This window comes from Sphingomonas piscis, assembly GCF_011300455.1.
In the GTDB taxonomy this organism is placed as follows: Bacteria; Pseudomonadota; Alphaproteobacteria; order Sphingomonadales; family Sphingomonadaceae; genus Sphingomicrobium; species Sphingomicrobium piscis.
Genome location: NZ_CP049869.1, coordinates 387425 through 407925, shown reverse-complemented (window position 1 = coordinate 407925; position 20501 = coordinate 387425). Strand labels below are relative to the sequence as shown.

Below are 20501 nucleotides of genomic sequence, written 5' to 3'. Positions count from 1 at the left end.
AAAATAACCGTAAAATCAGTTACTTGCCAGAAGCTTTCATTCCGTTAAGCTTCCTTCTTCGCGCCGTCGGCAGGACCGCGCACAGGGAGGCAAGTGAATGGGTTACTCTCCACCCAAGGTTGACGAAGCTTCTTACAGCCCCGGCAATTCCGCATTCGGTCATTCGCGTGGGCTCGACCTTCGTGTCGACCTTCCGGAATCCACCGACAAGGTGCATGGCGTCGACCTGACGCATATCATCCACACCCATGATGTCGGCCACGCGAAAGGCGGCGGTGGTGGCGGCGGCGGCGGCGGGACCGGCTCGACCTTTGCTCCTTACACCAGCGGCTCGGCAGACGGATCTGGCTACAACATTACCATCTCGTTCAACGGGACGTGGACCCAGGAATTGCACGATGTGTTCGTCCAGGCGGCGAACTATCTGACTTCCTTCATCGCGGGCGACCTGCCGAACGTGTCGGTCCGCAGCAAGGGGAAGACCACCACGGTGGACGACATCACCATCTCCGCCGAACTCGGCGCCATCGACGGTGTCGGCAATGTGCTGGGACAAGCAGGTCCGACCTCCGTCCGCACCGGCAGCAACCTGCCGGCAACCGCGCAGATGCAGTTCGACATCGCCGACGTGACGGACATGGGCGTGTCGGTCTTCTCCGAAGTGGTGCTTCACGAGATGTCGCACAGCCTCGGCTTCGGATCGATCTGGGACCGGCTCGGGCTCGTCAGCAACGGCAACTATACCGGCGCTGCAGCCAACGATGCCTTTCACCGGCTCGGCGGCACCGGGTCCATCCAGGTGGAGCAGGATGGCGGCGCCGGCACGGCCGGGTCTCACTGGGATGAGGAATTGTACAACAACGAGCTGATGACCGGCTACATCAACGACGGGAACAATTATTTCTCGGAGATGAGCGTCGCCGCGTTCAAGGATCTCGGCTACACGTTGCGGACCGATTACCTGGCGTTTGCCGAGCAAGGATACCAGCTCGTTTAGCTAGATCGGCGGCCTGCCAGACCCATTGGACTGGCAGGCCGCCAATCTTTTTACGGCCGTTCTTCCAACCTCCCGATGCGCATGTTAGCGCTCACATAAGCCGCTCGAGACGGCGAATCCGGGAGAGAAGCCTACCATGGTCAAGACGCGCCTTTGGGGTGCCTGTGCCCTGCTTTCCGCCACCGCCTTCACCGCCGTTCCGGCGGGCGCGCAGACCCTGACCGCCAACAAGGCAGGTTATGTCGGGACCCGCGGGGTCGACTATTTCACCTTTACCAACTGGTATGACGGGCTGTTCGCCGACGCCAAGATCAGCGGCGTCGAGATCGTCCAGCAGGGCAACCGTGTCGCCACCAACGGCGACGTGCGTCTGTCCGCGACGCCGGGGCAGTGGGACCCGATCGGCCGGATGGTCGAGCGCAAGGTCGATCCGCGGACCGGCGCGGTGGACGTGCTTCTGGAATATCCCGAGCACAAGTTCCGATACCGCATCCACAGCGAGCCGCGCGGCAGGCAGTTTGCCGTCTCCGTAATCCTCGATCAGCCGCTACCGGCAACGCTTGCGGGCAAGGCGGGCTTCAACCTTGAATTCAAGCCGAGCGCCTTCTTCCACAAGAGCTTCGTGATGGACGGCGAGGCGCAGGGCATTCCGCTTCACCCCGCCTCCACGATGGTTGCGGGCGGAGAGCGACTGCCGTCGAGCGGGCGCGATGTGGGTGCCGGGGCAGAGCCGCTGCCGTTGGCGAGCGGGAACAGCCTGGTGCTTGCGCCGGAAGATCCCGCCCGTCGGATCACGATCAAGTCCGCCAATGGCGTTCACCTCTATGATGGGCGCAATCAGGCCGACAATGGCTGGTTCGTGGTCCGCAGCCTCCTGCCCGAGGGGCGGACCGGCAAGGTGGTCGAGTGGACGGTGGAGGCGAACAGCGTTCCCGGCTGGGTTCGGGAGCCGGTGATCGGCCACAGCCAGCTCGGCTATGCGCCCGAGCAGAAGAAGGTCGCGGTTGTCGAGCGCGACCCCAACGACACGAGCGGCAGCACCGTGCGGCTGGTGCGGATCGGCGCCGACGGAAGCACGCGGGTGGTGAGCAGCGGCGCGGCCAAGCCCTGGGGCAAGTACCTTCGCTATAACTATTCGACGTTCGACTTCAGCAATGTGAAGCAGCCCGGCCTTTACCGGCTGGAGCTTGGGCCGGTGAAGACGGCGAGCTTCCGGATTGCGCCCGACATCTATGCGGACGCCTGGCATCCGAGCAGCGACGTCTACCTGCCCGTGCAGATGGACCATGTGGCGGTGAACGAAGCCTATCGCGTTTGGCATGGCGATGCCCATCGGGACGATGCTCGGCAGGCGCCGGTGAACCACGAACATATCGACCTCTATCGGCAGGGGCCGACCACCGACACGAAGTTCAAGCCGGGCGAGCATATCCCGGGATTGACCGTCGGCGGCTGGCTGGATGCGGGCGACTTCGACCAGCGCACGCAGACCCAATATGCGGTGATCCGCCAGCTGGTGGACACTTATGAAAGGTTCCGGCCGGAGCGGGACACGACCCTGATCGACCAGCAGCTCCGCAAGGTCGAGATCCACGTGCCGGACGGCAAGCCGGACTATCTGCAGCAGATCGAGCATGGCGTCCTGCAATTGGTGGCGCAGCAGGATGCGGTGGGCTTCGCGATCCACGGCATCGTCGAGCCGGACGTGGCGCAGTACACCCATCTTGGCGACGCAGCGAGCAAGACCGACGGCAAGATCTACGACCCGTCGCTGAAGGTCGGTGAGGAGCGCGGCAACCGCAGCGGCACGCCGGACGATCGGTGGGTCTTCACCAGCCGGTCGTCAGCGTTGAACTATGGTTCCGCAGCTGCGCTTGCGGCGGCGGGGCGGGTCCTGGCGCCGCTCAATCCGGCGCTTGCCGGGCGCAGCCTGCAGCTGGCGCGGAAGATCTGGGCGGAAGAGCAAAGCCACCCGCCCTTCACTTTCAGCCACGGCAATACGACCGGCGGTCCTTTGGTCGCCGAGCAGTTCGGGGCGGCCGTGGAATTGCTGATCGCGACCAAGGAGCCGCAATATGCCGCGGCGGTGCAGCGGCTGTGGACGGAGGTGGGCGCACGGACCGGCTTCGTCCTCGACGATGCAATCCGCGCCTTGCCCTTCATGCCGCCGACCTTCGGTTCAGCCGTGCGCACCTCGGCGGCGGCGTGGAAGGCGAATTATGCCAAGAGCTTCCCGCGTCCGAACCCCTTCGGTGTTCCGATCGGCGAGGGCGGTTGGGCCGGCAACGGGCAGATCATGCAGGCCGGCATGATGGATTATATGATCCACAAGGCGTTTCCGGATCTTTCCGACGGCAGCCTGGCCTTTACGGCCTTGGACTATCTGCACGGGACTCACCCGGGATCGGACCTGTCGTTCGTCTCGGCGGTCGGCACGAGGTCAAAGGAAGTGGCGTACGGAAGCAACCGGGCGGACTTCAGCTATATCGCTGGAGGCGTCGTTCCCGGGGCTCTGATCATCAAGCCTGACCTTGCGGAGAATAGCGAGGACTGGCCCTTCTTCTGGGGACAGAATGAATATGTCGTGCCGATGAGCCCGAACTACGTCCACCTCGTTCATTCGGCGATGGACCTGCTGAAGGAAAAGCGCGGGCAGTGATAGGGGATCGTCGCCCCCGCTGAGGCGGGGGCGACGAGAGCAGGCTACGCCTGTGCGGCGCGGCGGGTGAAGCGATGGATCACGTCCTTGATCCGGAGCTTCGTCCGCTTGAGGCGAAGCAGTGCCACCCAGTCGGGAAAGGTGCGCCGCTGCTCCATACGAAGCTGCTCGTCAATGCGCTGATGCTTCTCCAGCAGGCGGTACAAACGCGGGTTCATGTCATTTCCTCTCAAGTCAGAACAATGGTCTGATCGGAGGATCCGCTGCTGCTTGGGGGAGGGATTTGCCCTGTCCAACGCGCATCGGATCATCCGATGCGGTCCGACATCACGGTCGTCGTAGAGACGGCCGCCAGAGGGGCCCGGTCCGCGCCGTTTATGTTAGGCGGGAGGCAAACGAAATCAAGCCCGCGCCGAACCGACCAGGCCGAACGTGCGAAGGAGCCCGAGCGCAAGGAGGATGACCGCGGCTGCAATCGAGGCGGATGCGGCGATGCTGCGCACGCCGTCCGTCAGGTTGGGGATCAGCAGCAAGGCAGTTGTTGCAGTCCAGAGAATGGCAAGGAGCGGCAGCCAGATGCCGAACTGGCGAACCCGGAATGGGTGGACGAAATGGATGGGGGCGAAGGTCAACACCGCGCAGAGCAGGACGGTAAGCGCTACGGCTGTATGGCCGGCGCCAAGCACGAAAAGGTAGAAGACGACGAGGTTCCAGAGCGACGGAAAGCCCCGGAAATAGCCGTCCTCCGTTTTCATGTCGGTGCGGGCGAATAGGTAGAGCGAGGAGAGGAGGATGGCGGCCGACAGCCAGAGCGCCCAGCCATCGGGGAACATGCCGGCGTGCCACAGGAAAAGGGTGGGGACGAAGACGTAGGTCAGGAAGTCGATCACGAGGTCCAACGTGTCGCCGTCGACCCGGCCCGCGCGTTCCTTCACCCGTGCCAGGCGGGCGAACGACCCATCGACCCCGTCGACCACCAGCGCTACCAGCAGCCACAACAGAGCCAAAGACCATTGCTTCTGCTCGACGGCGAGCAACGCCAGCAGCGCAAGGATCGCACCGCTCGCCGAGAACAAGTGAACGCTCCAGGCGAGCGCCCGCTGCGCCGCCGTGGCGGGTGTCGAGGCGGAGAATGGCGTGTCCGGCGGCATCGAACAGGGCAACCAACGGTTCGCGGCCCCTGTTCCTTGCCATGCAACTTGGATGGTAGCACCGCCCGCCGCCGTGGTTTAAGCGGGCGTTGTGACACGCCGGGTAAAGTCATCGCCGCTTCTTCATCCCGGGCGAAACTGCTGGCGCGTCGAGCGTGCGGAACGAGCTGCGCTGGTCGTGGATGCCGCCGATTATTTCCACCACGTCCGCAAGGCGATGCTGCAGGCGAAAAAGCAGATCCTGCTGATTGGCTGGGACTTCGACACGCGGATCGAGCTCGACGATGCGGACGATGAGGCGCCGGCGACGCTGGGCTCCTTCATTTCGTTTCTTGCCAAGTGCCGGCCGGACCTGTGCATCTACGTTCTTCGATGGGATTTGGGCGCCACCAAGCTGCTTGCCCGTGGAACCACCGTGTTCCGCCTGATCAACTGGGTGCGGACAAAGGGGATCACGTTCAAGCTGGACGCCGCCCATCCGACCGGGGCGAGCCATCACCAGAAGATCGTGGTGATCGACGACAATCTCGCATTCTGCGGCGGGATCGACATGACCGCGACGCGCTGGGACACCCGCGCGCACCGGGACGATGACGAGGGCCGCAAGCGCCCGACCACGGGGCGGCGGTACGGGCCGTGGCACGATGCGACCATGGCGGTGGATGGCGCTGCTGCAAAGGCGCTGGGCGACCTGGCGCGTGAGCGTTGGGCAAGGGCCGGGGGCAAGCCGATCGAGCCCCCGACGGCCGAGGGTGACTCGTGGCCCCCGGAACTCGAGCCGCAGTTTCAAAAGGTCGACGTCGCCGTTGCGCGCACCCGCGGCGAGTTCAAGCAATTTCCCGAAGTGCGGGAGATCGAGGCCCTGTACCTTGACATGATCGCTGCGGCGAAGCGGTATGTTTATTTCGAGAACCAATATTTCGCCTCACGCGTGGTGGCGGAAGCGATCGGCAAGCGGCTGAAAGAGAAAGACGGGCCCGAGTTCGTGGTCGTCAACCCGAACAAGGTCGAAGGCTTCATGGAAGATGAGGTGATGCGGCCGGCACGAACCAAGGTCACCCGCACATTGCAGGACCTCGATCGACACGACCGCTTCCGAATCTACACGCCGGTGACGGAAGGCGGCGAGGACATCTACGTTCATTCCAAGATCGGTATCGTCGACGACCGGATGATCCGGGTCGGGTCGGCGAACATCAACAATCGATCTATGGGGCTCGACAGCGAGTGCGACCTGCTGATCGATGCGGATGGAAATGCGGGCAAGGGCATTTCACCGCAAATTCACGCGATCCTGTGCGACTTGCTTGGCGAACATCTGGGCAAGGAGGCATCCGCCATCGAAGCGTTGCTGAACGACGGCGGTTCGCTGATCGCCTGCGTCGAGCGGATGCGCGGCAAGGGCCGCACGCTTCGGCCGCTGGAAATGAAGGAACTAAGCGCCCTCGAGGCGGAGATTGCCGAGACCGAAATGCTCGATCCCGAAAAGGCCGGTGAGTATTTCGATACGGCGAAGAAGCCAGGTCTGCTGGGACGACTGAAGCGCCTCCGCCACCCCTTCGCGTGAAAATCGACAGGCCGACACATGGGCATGTCCGGTTTCGCTTGAAAGGAACCGGCAGACCTATGATATATTGTTCACGTGACGGGCCCCTTGCCCGCACAGAGGAGATGAAATGCAGAACCAGTTCGACCCGCGCACAGCCGGCGTGAACCCAGCCGTCACGGTTGGCGTTCCGCGCGCCGCCCGCGATGCGGGCCTCCGGTCCTACATGCTTTCGGTTTACAACTATATGGCGTCGGGCGTTGCGCTGACCGGCATCGTCGCGCTCGGCCTCGCGGTGACGGGCGTCGCCCAGCAGATCTTCTTCAACGGAGGTATCCTCCGCTGGGTCGTGCTGTTCGCGCCGCTGATCATGGTCATGGTGATGGGCTTCCGCGCCCACAAGATGAGCACGGCAGGCATGCAGGCCTTCTTCTGGGCATTCGCCGCGGTGATGGGCGTGTCCATGTCGATCATTCCGCTGATCTATAGCGGCACCTCGATCGCGCAGACCTTCTTCGCAACTGCGGTCGCATTCCTGTCGCTCAGCGTCTGGGGCTATACCACCAAGAAGGATCTGTCGGGCTTCGGCACCTTCCTGATCATGGGCGTCGTGGGCCTGCTGGTCGTGTCCATCGCGAACATCTTCATTCGCTCGGATGCGCTTAGCATGGTGATCAGCGCCGTTGGCGTGCTGCTGTTCGCTGGTCTGACCGCCTACGACACGCAGAAGATCAAGAGCACCTACGCCTACGTCCAGGGTACCGACATGATGGGCAAGACCGCCATTCTCGGCGCGCTGACGCTCTACCTGGACTTCATCAACATGTTCCAGTTCCTGCTGAGCTTCATGGGCAACCGCGAATAGTTCATCGCAGCAAGGCGCAAAAAAGAAGGGCCGGAGGGAGACCTCCGGCCCTTTTGTTTAGAAGCGCCTGCGGGGGACTACAGGCCCTTCTTGCGGCCGCTCGCACCACCGGCGGTTTCGTTGATCATCGAGCCGGTAGCGCCGGCCAGTTCGGAGCCCGAGCCGACGCTGGTGGGTTCGTGACCCGGCTGGCTGCCGACGCCGATTTCGGCACCGCCGCCGTCTGACGAAGCGCTGGGATCGCCACCGGCGCCCCGGGCGAGACCGCTGGTGCCGGTCGTGGTGGCATCGCCCTGCTGGCCCATGCGGCTGCGCTCGAGCAGCAGTTCGTCATTGTCACGGCTTTGGTCGCCTTGACCCGTCGACTGTTGGCCACGGTTCTGCTGGCGGTTCTGACGCCAGCTGTCGAACTCACTGTGGAACTGCTGCTCACGCTCGCGGCAATAGTCTTCATAATCGCGGTCGAGGGATTGCATCTGCTTGTCGCGCCAGCTGCGATAATGGTCGTCCGGATGGGCGCTCGGGCGCTGCTGCTGCTGGCGGTTCTGCTCGAAGCTCTGCCAGCCGGTCTGGTTGCCGAAGCCGCCCATGCTGGGGCGCATGTCGCCGCGGTCCTGGTTCTGGCCGCGGTTGTGGCTGGATGTCCAACCATGATCCTGCTGGGTAAAGCGGTTCTGGTTGTCACGGTCGCGCCAGTCGCTGCCGCCCTGTGACCCGCGCTGACGATCGTCATGATCGTCGTCGCTCAACCAGCTGCGCGCCGTATCGCGAGCACGATCCATGAAGCCGCGGTCGTGGTCCCGATCCCGATTCATGCGCTCCCGGTCCTGATCACGGCCGAAGTCGCGATTGCCGCGCGAGCGGTCGTCGAACATGAAGTTGCGGTCACGTTCGCGGTTGCGGTCCTGCCCGCGGAAGTCCCGGTCGTCGTTGCGGTAGAAATCGTCGTCGCCATGATCGCCGCGGACGCCGTAGCCGTCGCCCAGATATCCATGTTGTGCCATCTAGCTCTCTCCTCTGATTCAGGCAGCTCGTGCTGCCGATTTCACGGGTTCAAAACGAACGACGTGAGAGGAAAGGTGCCGGCTTTCGTCGCGGCCAGGCGGAGATTCACCGCAACCTGGATTACGGTTCGGCCGATCAGTGCTGCTGCTTGGCCTGCGCTTCGGCGATCAGCTTGCCGTCGATCTCCTGCGCGCGGCGGTAGGCGTCACGGTCGGTCATCCGCCTGGCGTAATCGCTGAACGCCGGGGTCGGCTCGAGCAGTTTGAAGTTGAGCATGAAGTTGATCATCGCGCCCAGCCACAGGTCGGCCGCGGTGAATCGGTCGCCGGTGATGAAGGGCTTGGACGAGATGGCGCGCTCCAACGTCTTCATCGCCGTTTCATAATCGCCAAAGCCCGCCATCGCGCGCCGGTCGGCCGGCACTTCCCAGCCCATCGCCTTGGCAGTGAAGGCGGCCTCGACCGGTCCTGAGGCGAAGAAGATCCAGCGGTAATAGTCGGCCCGGTCCCTTGTGTCGGGGGCAAGGCCCGCCTCCGGGAAGGCGTCAGCGAGATAGCAGACGATGGCCGCCACTTCCGTCACCACTTTGCCGTCGTGAACGATGGCCGGGACCTTTCCCATCGGGTTGATGGCGAGATAATCGGGGGCCTTCATCGTCGTCGCATAGTCGAGGATGCGGGTCTCGTAGGGCTGTCCGATCTCCTCGAGCATCCAGCGGATCGTCTGACCGCGCGACATCGGGTTGGTGTAGAAGATGAGCTCAGACATGGCGGTTCTCTCTACTTGCTGGCGGCGCTTTTGCCGACATCGCGGAAGCGGTCCATCTCCTCGGCGTGGCGAAGGATCATGCTGTCAGGATCGATGGTGACCAAAGCCTGCGGGCTGGGGAGGGTAAGGGCGCCACGGCCGCCGTTCATCGCGACGGTGCTGCGCTGTCCGTCGACTTCGACCGTGACCGGCATGGGGAAGGGCAGCCCGCGCGGCGTCTGCCACTGAAGGTTGAGGCTGTTGCCGGTCCGCCAGCTCAAGAGCCGCGGCAAGGGCGCGTGGCGCAGGTAGACGTTGAAGAACCAGTCGAGATTCCGGCCCGACTCCTGGTTGACGATGGCGACGAACTCGTTGGTTGAGCCGAAGCGTGGCTTGAAATTGCCGGGGCGCGGGTCCGGACGGCCATACACGAGCCGGCGCACGGAACGGTAGAAGGGCTCGTCGCCGATCAGGCCGCGGAGGGTGTGGAGCACCCACGAACCCTTGTAGTAGATGTCGTTCCCGGGCCCGCTTTCGGCATTGTAGACCTGTTCCTCGGTCCGGCTCTTGCCCGAGACGATCGGAAATTTGTTCATGAGCGACTGGCGCTGCTTGAACATGGCCGCGTCGTAGACCATCCGGCCTCGCAGCCAGCCGAGATAGAGCGGCTGCATGTAGGTGCCGAACCCTTCGTGCAGCCACATGTCATCCCAGTCGCCGTTGGTCAGCTGATTGCCGAACCATTCATGGCTGAATTCATGGTTGAGCAGCCAGTCGTAGCCTTCGGGCGCCGGCTTATATTTGTTGCCGTAGGCGTTGATCGTCTGATGCTCCATGCCGAGGTGCGGCGTGGCGACGACACCCACCTTTTCATCGCCGAAGGGGTAGGGGCCGACCGTCGCTTCGAAGAAGTCGATGGTGCCGCCCAGTTCCGCGACCAGCGCCTGAGCCTGCTTTTCCTCTCCGGGAAGATGCCAGAACTGGATCGGGAAACTGTTCCCGTATCGGCTGCGGTGGACGCTTTGGGTCAGCTTGTACGGGGCGATGTCGATCGCGATGGCGTAATTGTTGGGGTTGGACGCGCGCCAGTTCCAGCGGGTCCAACCCTTGTCCAGCTTGTCGACGCCGAGCAGGCGGCCGTTGGAGGGCGCGGCCAAGCCTTCGGGGACGACGATATGCTGGGTGACGGTGCCGATCTCGACCCGGCTATTGTCGAAGCAGGGCCAGAAGAGGTCGCACCCTTCGCCCTGGACTGCCGACGCGACCCAGGGCTTGCCGTCGGCCGTCTTCGTCCACACGAAGCCGCCGTCCCAGGGCGCGCGAACGGCCACGTGCGGGTGGCCCGAATAGTCGATCGCCACCTGCAGCCGCTCGCCGGCCGCGAAGGCGCGGGGGAGCGCGATCGCAATCCGTCCGTCCGGATTGCTCCACTTGGAGCGATCGAGGGACGTGCCGTTCACGGCGATGCTCTTGATCGGCAGGTTTCGGTCGAGGTCGAAGTGGATGCGCTGGATCGGCTTCACGACGGTGAGACCGAGGAGGCTCTTGCCTTCGATGAAGCGGCGGCCGGGATGGATGACGAAGGTGAGGTCGGCGTCAGTGAAGCGAACGGACTGTTGCTCGGCGCTAAGCGGGAGGCCGCTTTCCCGTGTGTGCGATGTCAGCTCACGGCCTTGCTCATGCTTCTTCCACAGGAGGATGGCCGGTACGGTTGCGACGACGAGAGCCGCGGCGGCGGCGATTGCAAGCTGACGCTTCACTTGGCTTTCTCCAGCGATTGTTCGAGCATGTCCAGGAGCACGCGAAGCGCAGCGATCCTGACGGGCCCGCGCCCGATGGCGCCGAAATGCTCCTCGCGCAGGACCGCGGGCGCGCCGCGCCGAGCGCAAGCGAAGTGGACGAGGCCCTCTTCATTGTCCGGCCCGGCAGGTCCGGCAAAGCCGGTGACCGCCAGGGCGATATCGGCATTGCTGTTTTGAAGCGCGCCTTCGGCCATGGCGTGGGCGACGGCGGCCGTGACCGCCTGGTTGCGCTCGGTCATTTCGGGCGTGAGGCCGAGCAGGTCCTGCTTGGACCGCGGGTCGTAGGTGACGAAACCACGGTCGAAGCCATGGCCGGCGCCGGCGACGTCCGTCAGAAGCGCTGCGAGCATGCCGCCGGTGCAGCTTTCTGCCGTCGCGACCATCAGATCCTGTGCGCAAAGCTGCTTCATCAGCCGTTCGGCCTGCGCGTCGAGATCGTCAGGCAGCGCCGGCTGAAGCGTTTCACTCACCCGCGCTCTCCCTTGCCGGCTGCCTCAAGAGGGCGCTCAGCGGCAGACTTGTTCCGGGTGGCACGAAACTCGCTGTCCTCGCTCCAGTTCGGCCACATCGTCGAGTTGGCCAGCCGGCGTCCGACCGCGTAGAGGAGGGATGCATCATCGGCTAGGCCGCGAAGGTCCCAGCGGTCCGAATATTCGTCGGCCGGCTGATGGTAGGCCTTGTCGACATAATCGGCGGCCAGGACCGCGCCGCGGGCCGAGCCGCCGTCCACCATGTCCTCGCCGCTGTCGAAGCTGATCGCTGGCACGCCGACCTTGGCCATTGAGAAATGGTCGGAGCGGTAGAAGCTGCCGGCCTCCGGATGTGCGTCCGGTTCGAAGCGGCGACCGCGCTTGGCCGCTTCCTCGATCAGCAGGTCGAGCAGGCCGAGCTTGGCGCTGCCCGACATGCTGAAGTTGCGGCTTCGGCCCCAGACGTTGAGCGCATCGGCGTTGATGACGCCGACCGTGGTGCCCAGCGGGTAAAGGGGATTGTTGGCGTAATAAGCGGATCCGAGCAGGCCTCGTTCCTCGGCGGTGACGAACAGGAACAGGAGCGAGCGGTCGGTACGCGGAGCGCGGGCGAAGGCGCGCGCCTCCTCCAGCAGCAAGGCCGTGCCCGACGCATTGTCGACCGCGCCATTGTAAATGGTGTCGCCCCGTGCGTCCGGCTGACCAACCCCGAGGTGATCCCAATGGGCCGAATAGACGACGGTCTCGTTCGGGCGCGCCTTACCGGGCAGCAGTCCGGCGACATTGTAGGACGTGATGACCTTGGCCGTGGCCGTGCCGCTGACGGTGAGGCGCGCCTTGAGATCCATGGGCACGAAGTCCTTGCGCTGGGCGGCACGCTTCGCAGCCTCGAAATCGAGGCCCGCGGCCTTGAACAGCTGCACCGCCGTGTCGCGTTGAATCCATGCTTCGAGGGCCGGGTGATCGGCGGCAGGCGTCTTGCGGACGATGTCGAACATGACGTTGGTGTTGCTGTTCTTGACCGTGTTCCAGCCGTAAGAGGCGGGCGCGGTTTCGTGGACGATGAGGACGCCGGCGGCGCCGCGGCGGGCAGCCTCCTCATATTTGTAGGTCCAGCGGCCGTAATAGGTCATCGCCTTGCCGCCGAACGCGCCCTGTGCGGTTTCAAAGTCAGGATCATTGATGAGGACGACGAGGATCTTGCCGCGGACATCTTGGCCCTTGAAGTCGTCCCAGCCGCGTTCAGGCGCGGAGACGCCGTAGCCGGCGAACACCAGCGGGGCGTTGCTGAGGTTGAGCGCAGTTTGACCGTTGAGAGGCGCACGGACGGAGACTTGTTCGGTCTGAACGAGGGGCAGGGTGCCGGTCGTGGTCTGGATCGAGACAGTGGGAGCGGCGCTCCATTGCGACATCAGGAGCGGCACGGCCTGGGTCCAGCCGCGCTTGCCGTTCACCAGATCGCCGCCGGGCTGGACTCCGGCTGCCTGCATTTGCGCCACGAGATAGTCGATGGTCTTCTTCTCGCCCGGCGAGGCTGGCGCACGGCCTTCGAAGCTGTCGTCGCTCAGCGTCTTGATGTGGGTCGCGAGACGGGCAGGCTGAAAGGTCGGGGCGGACTGGGCGGCGAGCGGGGCAGCGGCGGCGGCCAGGGCAACGCCGCACAGCAGGCGGAAAAGCTTCAACGACGGTCTCCTTCAGGACTGACCGCATTAAGCGGAAGTGAGCGGCGCGCTGCAAAGGATTTCGACGAACGGCTGCTGAAGTTAAACCGCCTGGTTGACAATGCAGCGAAGGCCGTGGATATACAACCATATGGTTGAACGACTCGACACCACCTTTCATGCACTCTCCGATCCGACGCGGCGCGGGATGCTGGCCAGCCTGGCGCTTGGCGAGCGGTCGATCGGTGAGCTTGCCGAGCCTTACCGGATGACCTTCGCGGGCGCCGCCAAGCATGTGAAGGTGCTGGAGAATGCGGGGCTGGTGGAGCGCCGCAAGTCGGGCCGTCAGCAAATCTGCACCCTGAACGCCGAGCCGCTCGCGGAGGCCGAGCGGTGGCTGAAGCAGTGGGAACATTTCTGGAACAGCCGCCTGGATCAACTGCAGGCGCTGGTCGAAACCGATCGCAATTCCGAACGCAAGGAGACGAAGAATGGGTGACACGATCATGGTGGACGCGCCGATCGCGCGGACGGCAGCGGACACGATCCGGCTGGAGCGGGTGCTGGACGCCTCGGTGGAAACGTTGTGGCGTTACCTCACCCAAGCGGGGCTTCGCTCGCAGTGGTTTGCCGGCGGCGACGACATCGGCGGAGAGGGACCGCTCAAGCTTGTTTTCGACCATGACAAGCTGTCCGACGGGCCGGTGCCGACGCCCGAGGAATATGCGGCGCACCGCCACGGCGTGAACCAGGAGCAGGTGCTGCGCTTCGAGCCTCAAAAGGTATTAGCCTACACGTTCGGCGAGGGGCGCAATGGGGTTGCAACGTTTGAGCTGTTCCCCGAGGGCGGCAAAACCCGCCTCGTCCTGACCCACAGCGGCATCCAGAGCCCGACCGGCGCGACCGGCTTCGGAAGCGGCTGGAACTCGCACCTGATCGTGCTTCAGGAAAAGCTTGCCGGTCGTTCTGTGCCAGACTTCTGGGCGCTTCACACCCGTTCCAGAGCGGCCGTCGGCAAGGCTCTCGCGGCCTAAGCACGCCCAGCGCGCAGGAGTTCGCTGACGGTGACCAAGCGGTAGCCGCGCCTGGTCAGTCCTTCCAAGATGAGTGGCAACGCTTGCCGCTCGGTTTCTCTCGACCGAAACATCGGATGGATGAGGACGATTGAGCCGGGACGGACGTCGGCCAGCACCTCGGCGGCGTAGGCCTTTGGGTAGCGGTCGGGGGCGTCGCCTGAGTCCCACATCACCATCGTCTGCCCATTGCGCGCGACGGCAATGGGAAGTCCGAACAGCTTCTTGCCGTACGGCGGACGGAACAAGGTCGGCTTCGGGGCGCCCGCGGATACAAGCGCCGCGTCCGTCCTGCGCAGCTCGTCATCGTAGAATGCCTTCGGGTGGCCGACCATGCGCTGGTGGGTGAAGCTGTGATTGCCGACCTCATGTCCCTCCGCGACGATCCGGCGTGTGAGGGCGATCTCGGTTGACGCGCCGACGAGGAAGAAGGTGGCTTTTGCATTGTAGCGCTTGAGGGCGGGAAGAACGCTTTCTACGCCAACCGTCGTCGGCCCATCGTCAAACGTCAGTGCTACCAACGGTTCGGCGGTTTCCACGCGGCAAACCACACGTCCGGTAAAGCTGAAGCAGGTGGCCTTGCTGATCTCGTTGAGGGTGCCGGCGATCAGGAGCAGCGCCGCGACGATGAGAAAGCCGATCTTCACGCGCCGCATTAAACCCCTCCCGGTGCGCGCCTTCGCGCTGGATCACCTTCATATCGAAGTTCTGCGTGACTGCCATCGGACCTCGCCGCGTGCGGATCTGCGGGAGAATCGTAGCGTGGCGGAGCTCCGCCTACCGAAAAGGCCTGCGCACGCGGCCGCGTCAAAACGGTTCCCGACGATCAAAAATATTTTTGGCGGAGTTAACGCTCGATCAGTTTTCGAGTGAAACTTAACATAGGTCGTCACCTTCACGACACGGTGTCGAGTTTAGCGTGCAAATTCATGTGCTTACCGTTTGCGCACGCCCAGCCATCCCCTAATCGAACGCGTAATTGTTACCGCTACCATTCTTGGAGATGAGTGCCCATGCGTCTGAGTGACGGATCGCTGTTGCGTAGCCGATTTACATTGTTGTCCACCGGTGTTTCCCTGTTCGCGCTTGCCGCGGCACCGGCTCAAGCCCAAACCGAACAGCCGGCCGATATCAGCGACACCGCCGGCCAGGTGCAGCAGACGGACGAAGCGCCCGCGCCGGAAAGCAGTGTCGCCAACGCGACCGCGCCGGCCGAACCTGAAGGCGGCACCATCGTCGTCACCGGCATCCGTCAGAGCCTTCGCAATTCGCAGAACATCAAGCGCAACGCCGACACGGTGGTCGATGCCATCACCGCCACCGACATCGGCGCTCTTCCCGACCGGTCGGTGACGGAAGCGCTGCAGCGCGTTCCGGGCGTCCAGATCAACCGCTTCGCCGCCGCGAGCGATCCCGACCACTTCTCGGCCGAAGGTTCGGGCGTCGTCATCCGCGGCCTCAGCTTCGTTCGTTCGGAATTCAACGGCCGCGATACATTCTCGACCGGCGTCTACGGCCAGGCGATCAATTTCGCCGACGTGCCGGCCGAACTGCTCGGCTCCGTCGAAGTCTACAAGAACTCCACTGCCGAAATGATCGAGGGCGGGCTCTCCGGCACGGTCAACATGAACCTGCGCCTGCCGTTCGACCGCAAGGGCCTGCATTGGGGCTTCGACGTCGAGGCCAATTACAGCGACCTCGCCAACAAGTGGTCGCCCGTCGGATCCGCGCTCGTCAGCAACAATTGGGACACGAACATCGGTCGCGTCGGCTTCATGGCCGCGGGGGCCTACTCCAGGCTGCTGAGCCGTTCCGATGGTGTGCAGGTCACCAACTTCCAGCTCCGCAACGGCACCGTGGCGGGCAATTCGGACACGGACTCCAACGGCTCGCCCGACAATTTTTGCCGCATGCCGCTGCCGTCCGACACCGACGCGACCGGCTTCCCGCCGGTGCTTGCCGGAGCCGCGCCGAACGCGGCCTGCTTCGGCACGGCAACGGGGTCGAGCGACGGCTTTGCCGACTGGATCGTCGGTGACCGCTACGCTCCGCTCGGCGGCCAGTATCGCACCCAGGACTACGACCGCCGCCGCAAGGGATTCGCAGGCGCATTGCAGTGGGAAAGCACCGACCGCACCATGGCCGTCACGGCCCAGGTGCTCCGCTCGGCCGCCACGCAGAAGTGGGGCGAACATACGTTCGAAGCCGCGCCCGACCTGGCCGAGTACAACACCTTCCCGATCGGCTGCCTTCAGAATGCGAACGGTCCGGGCGGCCGCACGCAGGCGGAGTGCCCGGTTGGTCAGTTCACCAACTATCAGTATGGCGACGACGGGGTTTTCGAGAGCGGCTACATCACTGCGCCGGGCACCGGCTGGCGCGCCGGCGACACGGGACAGGCGATTGCCCGGATCCCCACCGGCGGCATCCAGAACTCGCTCTCCCGCCGTTCGGTCGACGAGTATAACCGGGTGCAGGACCACGGCCTGAACTTCAAGTACACGCCGAACGAGCGCTGGTCGTTCAACGTCGATGCCCAGCATGTCCGTGCGAAGCACGACAATCTGGACCTCAGCGTCTTCGGTTCGAACTATGCCGATTATGAGCTCGACCTGACGGGCGGCGTGCCGGACGTGATCGCGCACAAGCCGAACACGCTATTCCCGACGTGGGGAACGGCGAGCCCGGACCTGATCGCGGCCACCGACGAGCAATATTTCGCCGATCCGCGCTTCACCTTCTGGCGCGCGGCGATGGACCATAAGGAAAAGAGCCGCGGCAGGGAGTGGGCCTTCAAGGGCGACGTCACGTACAACTTCGAGGACGCCTCACCCTTCCTGAAACGCGTGAAGTTCGGCGCCCGTTATTCGGACCGCGACCAGCTGATCAAGAGCAGCGCCTACAATTGGGGCGCCCTCAGCGAGGCATGGTCGGGATCGCCGACGTTCATGGACCAGGTCGGCGGCGGAAACGTCGAGCTGTACAATTACCGCGACTTCTTCCGTGGCGAGACCTCGGCGCCGCCGTCGGCAAACTATTATGCCGGGGATCCTGCGGGCGATTACGACGACACGGTGAACTTCCTTCGTCAGATCCAGGAAGTCACCCGCGCATCGGGGTCGAGCGCCGTGACCTGGAACCCGCTGGCGGAGCGCTCAGGCGTTCGTTCGGACGGCTTCCTGCCGGGTGAAGTGCAGCGCGTCAGCGAGGCCAACAAGGCGGCTTACGCCATGCTGAGCTTCGACAGCGACAATCCGATCTTCGGCAACGTCCGCGTCGCGGGTAACATCGGCCTGCGCTATGTGACCAGCAAGGTGAAGTCGCTCGGCTCCATCGGCGTCCCGACGCAGCAGGCGCTCGGTCTGCTGACCACGCAGGGCAATCTGATCCCGTTCACGACGGATCCGGCAATTGTCGAGACCAACCCGGCCACCGGCGTCACCGCCCCAATTCCAGGCCGGTGCGATCCGCGGGTTCCGGAAGGTGCACCTCCGGGAACCATCCCGGCGGTTCCCGGCGGCATCTGCACGGTCGGCGCGGCGGCGTACAACCAGCTGGCGCAATTCGCGACCGGCGAGACGGCGGACGACCTCGCGCGGAACGACTACAGCTACTTCCTGCCCAGCCTGAACCTTCGGTTCGGCCTCACGGACAATCTGATCCTGCGCTTTGCAGCGGGCCGCAACCTTGCGCGTCCGGGATTGGCAGACATCCGCAATTTCCTGACGCTTGGGCAGGACAGCAGCAATGGCTTCCGGCTGACGGCGACGGCGGGCAATCCGTATCTGAAGCCGGCGCTGTCGGATAACCTCGATGCCAGCCTGGAGTGGTATTTCGCCCGCGTCGGATCGTTGACGTTCAACGCCTTCGCCAAGAACATCCACAACTTCTTCTACCAGGAGGTGACGGAGCGGCCGATCACCAGCGGAGGCGTGACCCAGCCGGTGTTCGTGCGCGGCCCCGCCAACTTTGACGGCAAGGGGAAGATCCGCGGGTTTGAGGTTGCGTACCAGCAGACGTTCGACATGCTTCCGGGCGTGCTGAGCGGCCTCGGCGTCGCGGCCAACTACACCTACATTAAGAGCAAGGGCCTGCCGGTCCAGAACACCTTCCGTCAGGATACCGGGCCGCTAGGCCGCGTCGGCAGCTTGCCGCTGGAGCAATTGTCCAAGCACAACATCAACTTCGCGCCCTTCTATGAGAAGGGTCCGTTGTCGTTGCGCCTGGCCTACAATTGGCGGTCGAAGTATCTGCTGACCTCGTCCGACGTCATCTTCCCATATTACCCGATCTACAACGACAAGGGCGGTCAGATCGACGCGTCGGCATTCTACAGCATCACCGATAAGCTGAAGATCGGCGTGCAGGGCGTGAACCTGAACAACCAGGTCACGAAGACTCTGCAGCAGTTCGCGCCGGGAATGCTGGGGCCGCGGTCCTACTTCATGAACGACCGTCGCTTCTCGTTCATCCTGCGCGGCAGCTTTTAAGCCAGTAGCCGCATTGCGGGACAAAGGCCCTCCTCGCCACCCGGCGGGGAGGGCCTTTTGTTTATTGGCCGAGATTAAGGACGATCACCGGCCCCAGATCGACCACCTGCTTGGCGGCGGACAGGTGCATGGCGACGCCAAGGCCGCCGGCCGGATAGTCCTTGTCCGCCTTGCCGGCGACTTGGTGAAGCTTCCACGCCGCTCCGATCGTGACGGGCTGCGAGAACACCGGCGTGTAGGGCGCGGCGTTCAGCTGGAGGCCGTTGTGGGGAAGGGTGATGTCGCCGCCATTGGCCGACTTGGCGAAGAAGGCGAGCACGAGCTTGTCGCCGGATTTGACCGGCTTCGTCACCGCGCTGCTGACGCCGATGTCCCAGGCGTTCGGCTTGCCGGGGCTGTCCACGCGCACGAACTTGCCGCCCTGGACGGCGGGGTCGTCCATTACCTTGGCCGGACCGCCGTAGATCGACACTTCCGACGGCGTGTTGACCATCTTGGACGCCAGATCGCCTTGTGCGGCCGCGGGCGCTGCACAAGCCACTGCCAGCAGAGCAATTCTTCCGAGCATTTTCCTCTCCCTCCTACTTGTTTTTCGAAGGAGACTGGCACGATCCGGCCATGACGCAAAGTGGCGCTGCGCTAAAAGCTCGCCGTCAGTGATAGCGACGAATAGATCGTGTCGCGCCGGGTCGGAACATTGGCGGCGTCGCGGAGGAAATTGTCGCGAAGAATGACGGCGACATTGCCTTCGGCCCGAAGCTTTGCGGGAACCAGCCAATAGCGGACCCGGCCCTCAAGCTGGTGACCGCCGAAGCGCTCTTCGTTGACGGCGTTGCGGACACCCGTGGTGGAGAAGATGTCGCCAGGCTCATCGGCCCACAGACCGCGCCATGTGGTGAAGGCGTCCAGCCGGCTTGAGGGCGTGACTTCCAGCCGCACGCCGGGCGCGCTGATGTTCGCTCGGCCGAGCGCGTTGTAAAGGCTGGCGGGCCCGAGGTCGGCGCGGCGCATGCCGAACAATGTGTCGAAGCGGGTGTAGCGGCGGCCCGGCCCGTCGCCGCTTGCCCAATCATATTCAAGGGAAAGGTGCGGTTTCCAGGGTCCGGCGAAGGTGTAGCCGACTTCGGCGTGGACGAAGCCGGCACGGACCGGCAGCCTTGCTGCGCCGGGAAGGGTGCTGGCCGCAATGCTTCCCGTCTGCCGGATGCCTTCAAGTTCATAGTCCCACTGGTTCGGCTTGGGCTCGCGGATGAAGCGGGCACCCACAGTTTGAAGGCGGCGGTTGCGGGTGACGAAGCTGCCGTCGTCCCGTTCGGCGAAGCGGAGGTAGGTGGCCTCAAGACTGCCGACGCGTCCTAGACCATGGTTCACGAGTCCGCCCCAGAGCCGCTGATCGAAGCTTTCCCGGTCGAACTTCCACTCATTGTCGAGGATGGACGGCAGGTCGTCGGGAAGCCGGCGTTGCGGCAGCAGGTAGAGGAGGGTGGCGCTGGTCGGGCCCTTGGCCACGTCGGCACGGATGCCGGTGAAGCCGTTCGTCGTGTTACGATAGTCGTCGCTGGCAATCAGGCGGCGCGAGCCGAGATTGAGCGTCATTCGCCCACCCTGGATCGCCCCGCGGCTGCCGTCGCCGAGCGGCGAGTCGACGTCGACGGCAACATAGGCCTGCACGAGCTCCGCCGTATTGACCTCGCCCGTCCCGACGATGGCGCCGCGCCCACCCCACATCCGGCTGTCCCAGAGTTCGGCACCGATCCGTACCTTTCCGCTCTTGTACTGCGGGGTCAGGATGGTTCGGAGCAGCGTTGCGTCCTCACTCTTGTCGAAGCCCGGGCGGAATTGCCCGGTAAGGTACTCGTAACGAAGGCGAACGCTGCCGGAGAATGAGAAACCGTCCTTCGGCTTGGCGGATGAAGCGCCTTGCGCCATCGCAGCGACCGGAAGGGACGCAAACGCAAGGGCGGTGAGCCCAGTTCGAAAAGGCTGAAAGCCCCGATACAGCATGTGCGCGAACCCCCATTGACGCCGGTGCGCC

The 20501-nt window shown here is 64.1% G+C and carries 17 protein-coding genes; 7 read left to right on the top strand and 10 right to left on the bottom strand.

The window, feature by feature from the left end:
* Window positions 1-97 precede the first annotated feature (97 nt).
* Both G7077_RS02030 and G7077_RS02025 read left to right on the top strand, forming a co-directional pair.
* On the top strand, window positions 98-997 hold the full coding sequence (locus G7077_RS02030; protein ID WP_166410266.1) for a leishmanolysin-related zinc metalloendopeptidase: 900 nt from the start codon (window positions 98-100) through the stop codon (window positions 995-997).
* Window positions 998-1133: 136 nt separating this feature from the next.
* Entirely contained in the window at window positions 1134-3656 is a 2523-nt protein-coding gene (locus tag G7077_RS02025; protein WP_166410265.1) for a glycoside hydrolase family 9 protein, read from the top strand.
* A 44-nt stretch (window positions 3657-3700) separates the two neighbouring features.
* On the opposite strand, the gene G7077_RS02020 is transcribed toward G7077_RS02025, so the two are convergent.
* Both G7077_RS02020 and G7077_RS02015 read right to left on the bottom strand, forming a co-directional pair.
* Window positions 3701-3874 (bottom strand): YdcH family protein, encoded by a 174-nt coding sequence (locus tag G7077_RS02020; protein WP_166410264.1) that lies wholly within the window; start codon window positions 3872-3874, stop codon window positions 3701-3703.
* Between the two features lie 183 nt (window positions 3875-4057).
* Window positions 4058-4807 (bottom strand): CDP-alcohol phosphatidyltransferase family protein, encoded by a 750-nt coding sequence (locus G7077_RS02015; protein ID WP_166410263.1) that lies wholly within the window; start codon window positions 4805-4807, stop codon window positions 4058-4060.
* Between the two features lie 91 nt (window positions 4808-4898).
* Here G7077_RS02015 and G7077_RS02010 point away from each other — a divergent pair, with 91 nt between their 5' ends.
* Window positions 4899-6374, top strand: coding sequence for a phospholipase D-like domain-containing protein (locus tag G7077_RS02010; protein ID WP_166410262.1), 1476 nt, complete (start codon window positions 4899-4901; stop codon window positions 6372-6374).
* Between the two features lie 109 nt (window positions 6375-6483).
* Window positions 6484-7218, top strand: a complete 735-nt coding sequence (locus G7077_RS02005) for a Bax inhibitor-1/YccA family protein (protein WP_166410261.1) — start codon at window positions 6484-6486, stop codon at window positions 7216-7218.
* Between the two features lie 77 nt (window positions 7219-7295).
* On the opposite strand, the gene G7077_RS02000 is transcribed toward G7077_RS02005, so the two are convergent.
* From G7077_RS02000 to G7077_RS01980, 5 genes are all read right to left on the bottom strand, one after another.
* A complete protein-coding gene (locus G7077_RS02000; RefSeq protein ID WP_166410260.1) occupies window positions 7296-8222 on the bottom strand; it encodes a splicing factor U2AF large subunit in 927 nt (308 codons plus the stop codon).
* Window positions 8223-8358: 136 nt separating this feature from the next.
* Window positions 8359-8991: a glutathione S-transferase family protein gene (locus G7077_RS01995; RefSeq protein WP_166410259.1), complete on the bottom strand. Its 633-nt coding sequence runs from the start codon at window positions 8989-8991 to the stop codon at window positions 8359-8361.
* Between the two features lie 11 nt (window positions 8992-9002).
* Window positions 9003-10730, bottom strand: a complete 1728-nt coding sequence (locus G7077_RS01990; protein WP_166410258.1) for a M1 family metallopeptidase — start codon at window positions 10728-10730, stop codon at window positions 9003-9005.
* Entirely contained in the window at window positions 10727-11242 is a 516-nt protein-coding gene (locus G7077_RS01985; protein WP_246167306.1) for a CinA family protein, read from the bottom strand. The genes G7077_RS01990 and G7077_RS01985 overlap by 4 nt, the downstream gene beginning before the upstream one ends.
* Window positions 11239-12924, bottom strand: coding sequence for a M28 family metallopeptidase (locus G7077_RS01980; RefSeq protein ID WP_206367664.1), 1686 nt, complete (start codon window positions 12922-12924; stop codon window positions 11239-11241). The genes G7077_RS01985 and G7077_RS01980 overlap by 4 nt, the downstream gene beginning before the upstream one ends.
* Window positions 12925-13054: 130 nt before the next feature.
* Between G7077_RS01980 and G7077_RS01975 the strand changes: the two genes are divergently transcribed.
* Window positions 13055-13402: an ArsR/SmtB family transcription factor gene (locus tag G7077_RS01975; RefSeq protein WP_166410257.1), complete on the top strand. Its 348-nt coding sequence runs from the start codon at window positions 13055-13057 to the stop codon at window positions 13400-13402.
* Entirely contained in the window at window positions 13395-13937 is a 543-nt protein-coding gene (locus G7077_RS01970; protein WP_166410256.1) for an SRPBCC domain-containing protein, read from the top strand. The genes G7077_RS01975 and G7077_RS01970 overlap by 8 nt, the downstream gene beginning before the upstream one ends.
* Here the strand turns inward: G7077_RS01970 and G7077_RS01965 are convergent.
* A complete protein-coding gene (locus tag G7077_RS01965; protein ID WP_206367663.1) occupies window positions 13934-14632 on the bottom strand; it encodes a polysaccharide deacetylase family protein in 699 nt (232 codons plus the stop codon). The genes G7077_RS01970 and G7077_RS01965 overlap by 4 nt on opposite strands.
* 357 nt (window positions 14633-14989) lie before the next feature.
* Here G7077_RS01965 and G7077_RS01960 point away from each other — a divergent pair, with 357 nt between their 5' ends.
* Entirely contained in the window at window positions 14990-18466 is a 3477-nt protein-coding gene (locus tag G7077_RS01960; protein ID WP_166410255.1) for a TonB-dependent receptor, read from the top strand.
* A gap of 61 nt (window positions 18467-18527) precedes the next feature.
* Here G7077_RS01960 and G7077_RS01955 read toward each other — a convergent pair whose 3' ends face one another.
* Both G7077_RS01955 and G7077_RS01950 read right to left on the bottom strand, forming a co-directional pair.
* The gene (locus G7077_RS01955; RefSeq protein WP_166410254.1) at window positions 18528-19034 is read right to left on the bottom strand and encodes a hypothetical protein; all 507 of its coding nucleotides are present in this window, start codon (window positions 19032-19034) and stop codon (window positions 18528-18530) included.
* A 71-nt stretch (window positions 19035-19105) separates the two neighbouring features.
* Window positions 19106-20470, bottom strand: coding sequence for an alginate export family protein (locus tag G7077_RS01950; RefSeq protein WP_246167304.1), 1365 nt, complete (start codon window positions 20468-20470; stop codon window positions 19106-19108).
* Window positions 20471-20501: the final 31 nt, after the last annotated feature.

Excerpts from the sequence above, each read along its gene's own strand:
- G7077_RS02030 (WP_166410266.1), top strand. The coding sequence starts at position 98 with ATGGGTTACTCTCCACCCAAGGTTGACGAAGCTTCTTACAGCCCCGGC.
- G7077_RS02025 (WP_166410265.1), top strand. The coding sequence starts at position 1,134 with ATGGTCAAGACGCGCCTTTGGGGTGCCTGTGCCCTGCTTTCCGCCACC.
- G7077_RS02020 (WP_166410264.1), bottom strand. The coding sequence starts at position 3,874 with ATGAACCCGCGTTTGTACCGCCTGCTGGAGAAGCATCAGCGCATTGAC.
- G7077_RS02015 (WP_166410263.1), bottom strand. The coding sequence starts at position 4,807 with ATGCCGCCGGACACGCCATTCTCCGCCTCGACACCCGCCACGGCGGCG.
- G7077_RS02005 (WP_166410261.1), top strand. The coding sequence starts at position 6,484 with ATGCAGAACCAGTTCGACCCGCGCACAGCCGGCGTGAACCCAGCCGTC.
- G7077_RS02000 (WP_166410260.1), bottom strand. The coding sequence starts at position 8,222 with ATGGCACAACATGGATATCTGGGCGACGGCTACGGCGTCCGCGGCGAT.
- G7077_RS01995 (WP_166410259.1), bottom strand. The coding sequence starts at position 8,991 with ATGTCTGAGCTCATCTTCTACACCAACCCGATGTCGCGCGGTCAGACG.
- G7077_RS01975 (WP_166410257.1), top strand. The coding sequence starts at position 13,055 with ATGGTTGAACGACTCGACACCACCTTTCATGCACTCTCCGATCCGACG.
- G7077_RS01970 (WP_166410256.1), top strand. The coding sequence starts at position 13,395 with ATGGGTGACACGATCATGGTGGACGCGCCGATCGCGCGGACGGCAGCG.
- G7077_RS01965 (WP_206367663.1), bottom strand. The coding sequence starts at position 14,632 with ATGCGGCGCGTGAAGATCGGCTTTCTCATCGTCGCGGCGCTGCTCCTG.
- G7077_RS01960 (WP_166410255.1), top strand. The coding sequence starts at position 14,990 with ATGCGTCTGAGTGACGGATCGCTGTTGCGTAGCCGATTTACATTGTTG.
- G7077_RS01955 (WP_166410254.1), bottom strand. The coding sequence starts at position 19,034 with ATGCTCGGAAGAATTGCTCTGCTGGCAGTGGCTTGTGCAGCGCCCGCG.
- G7077_RS01950 (WP_246167304.1), bottom strand. The coding sequence starts at position 20,470 with ATGCTGTATCGGGGCTTTCAGCCTTTTCGAACTGGGCTCACCGCCCTT.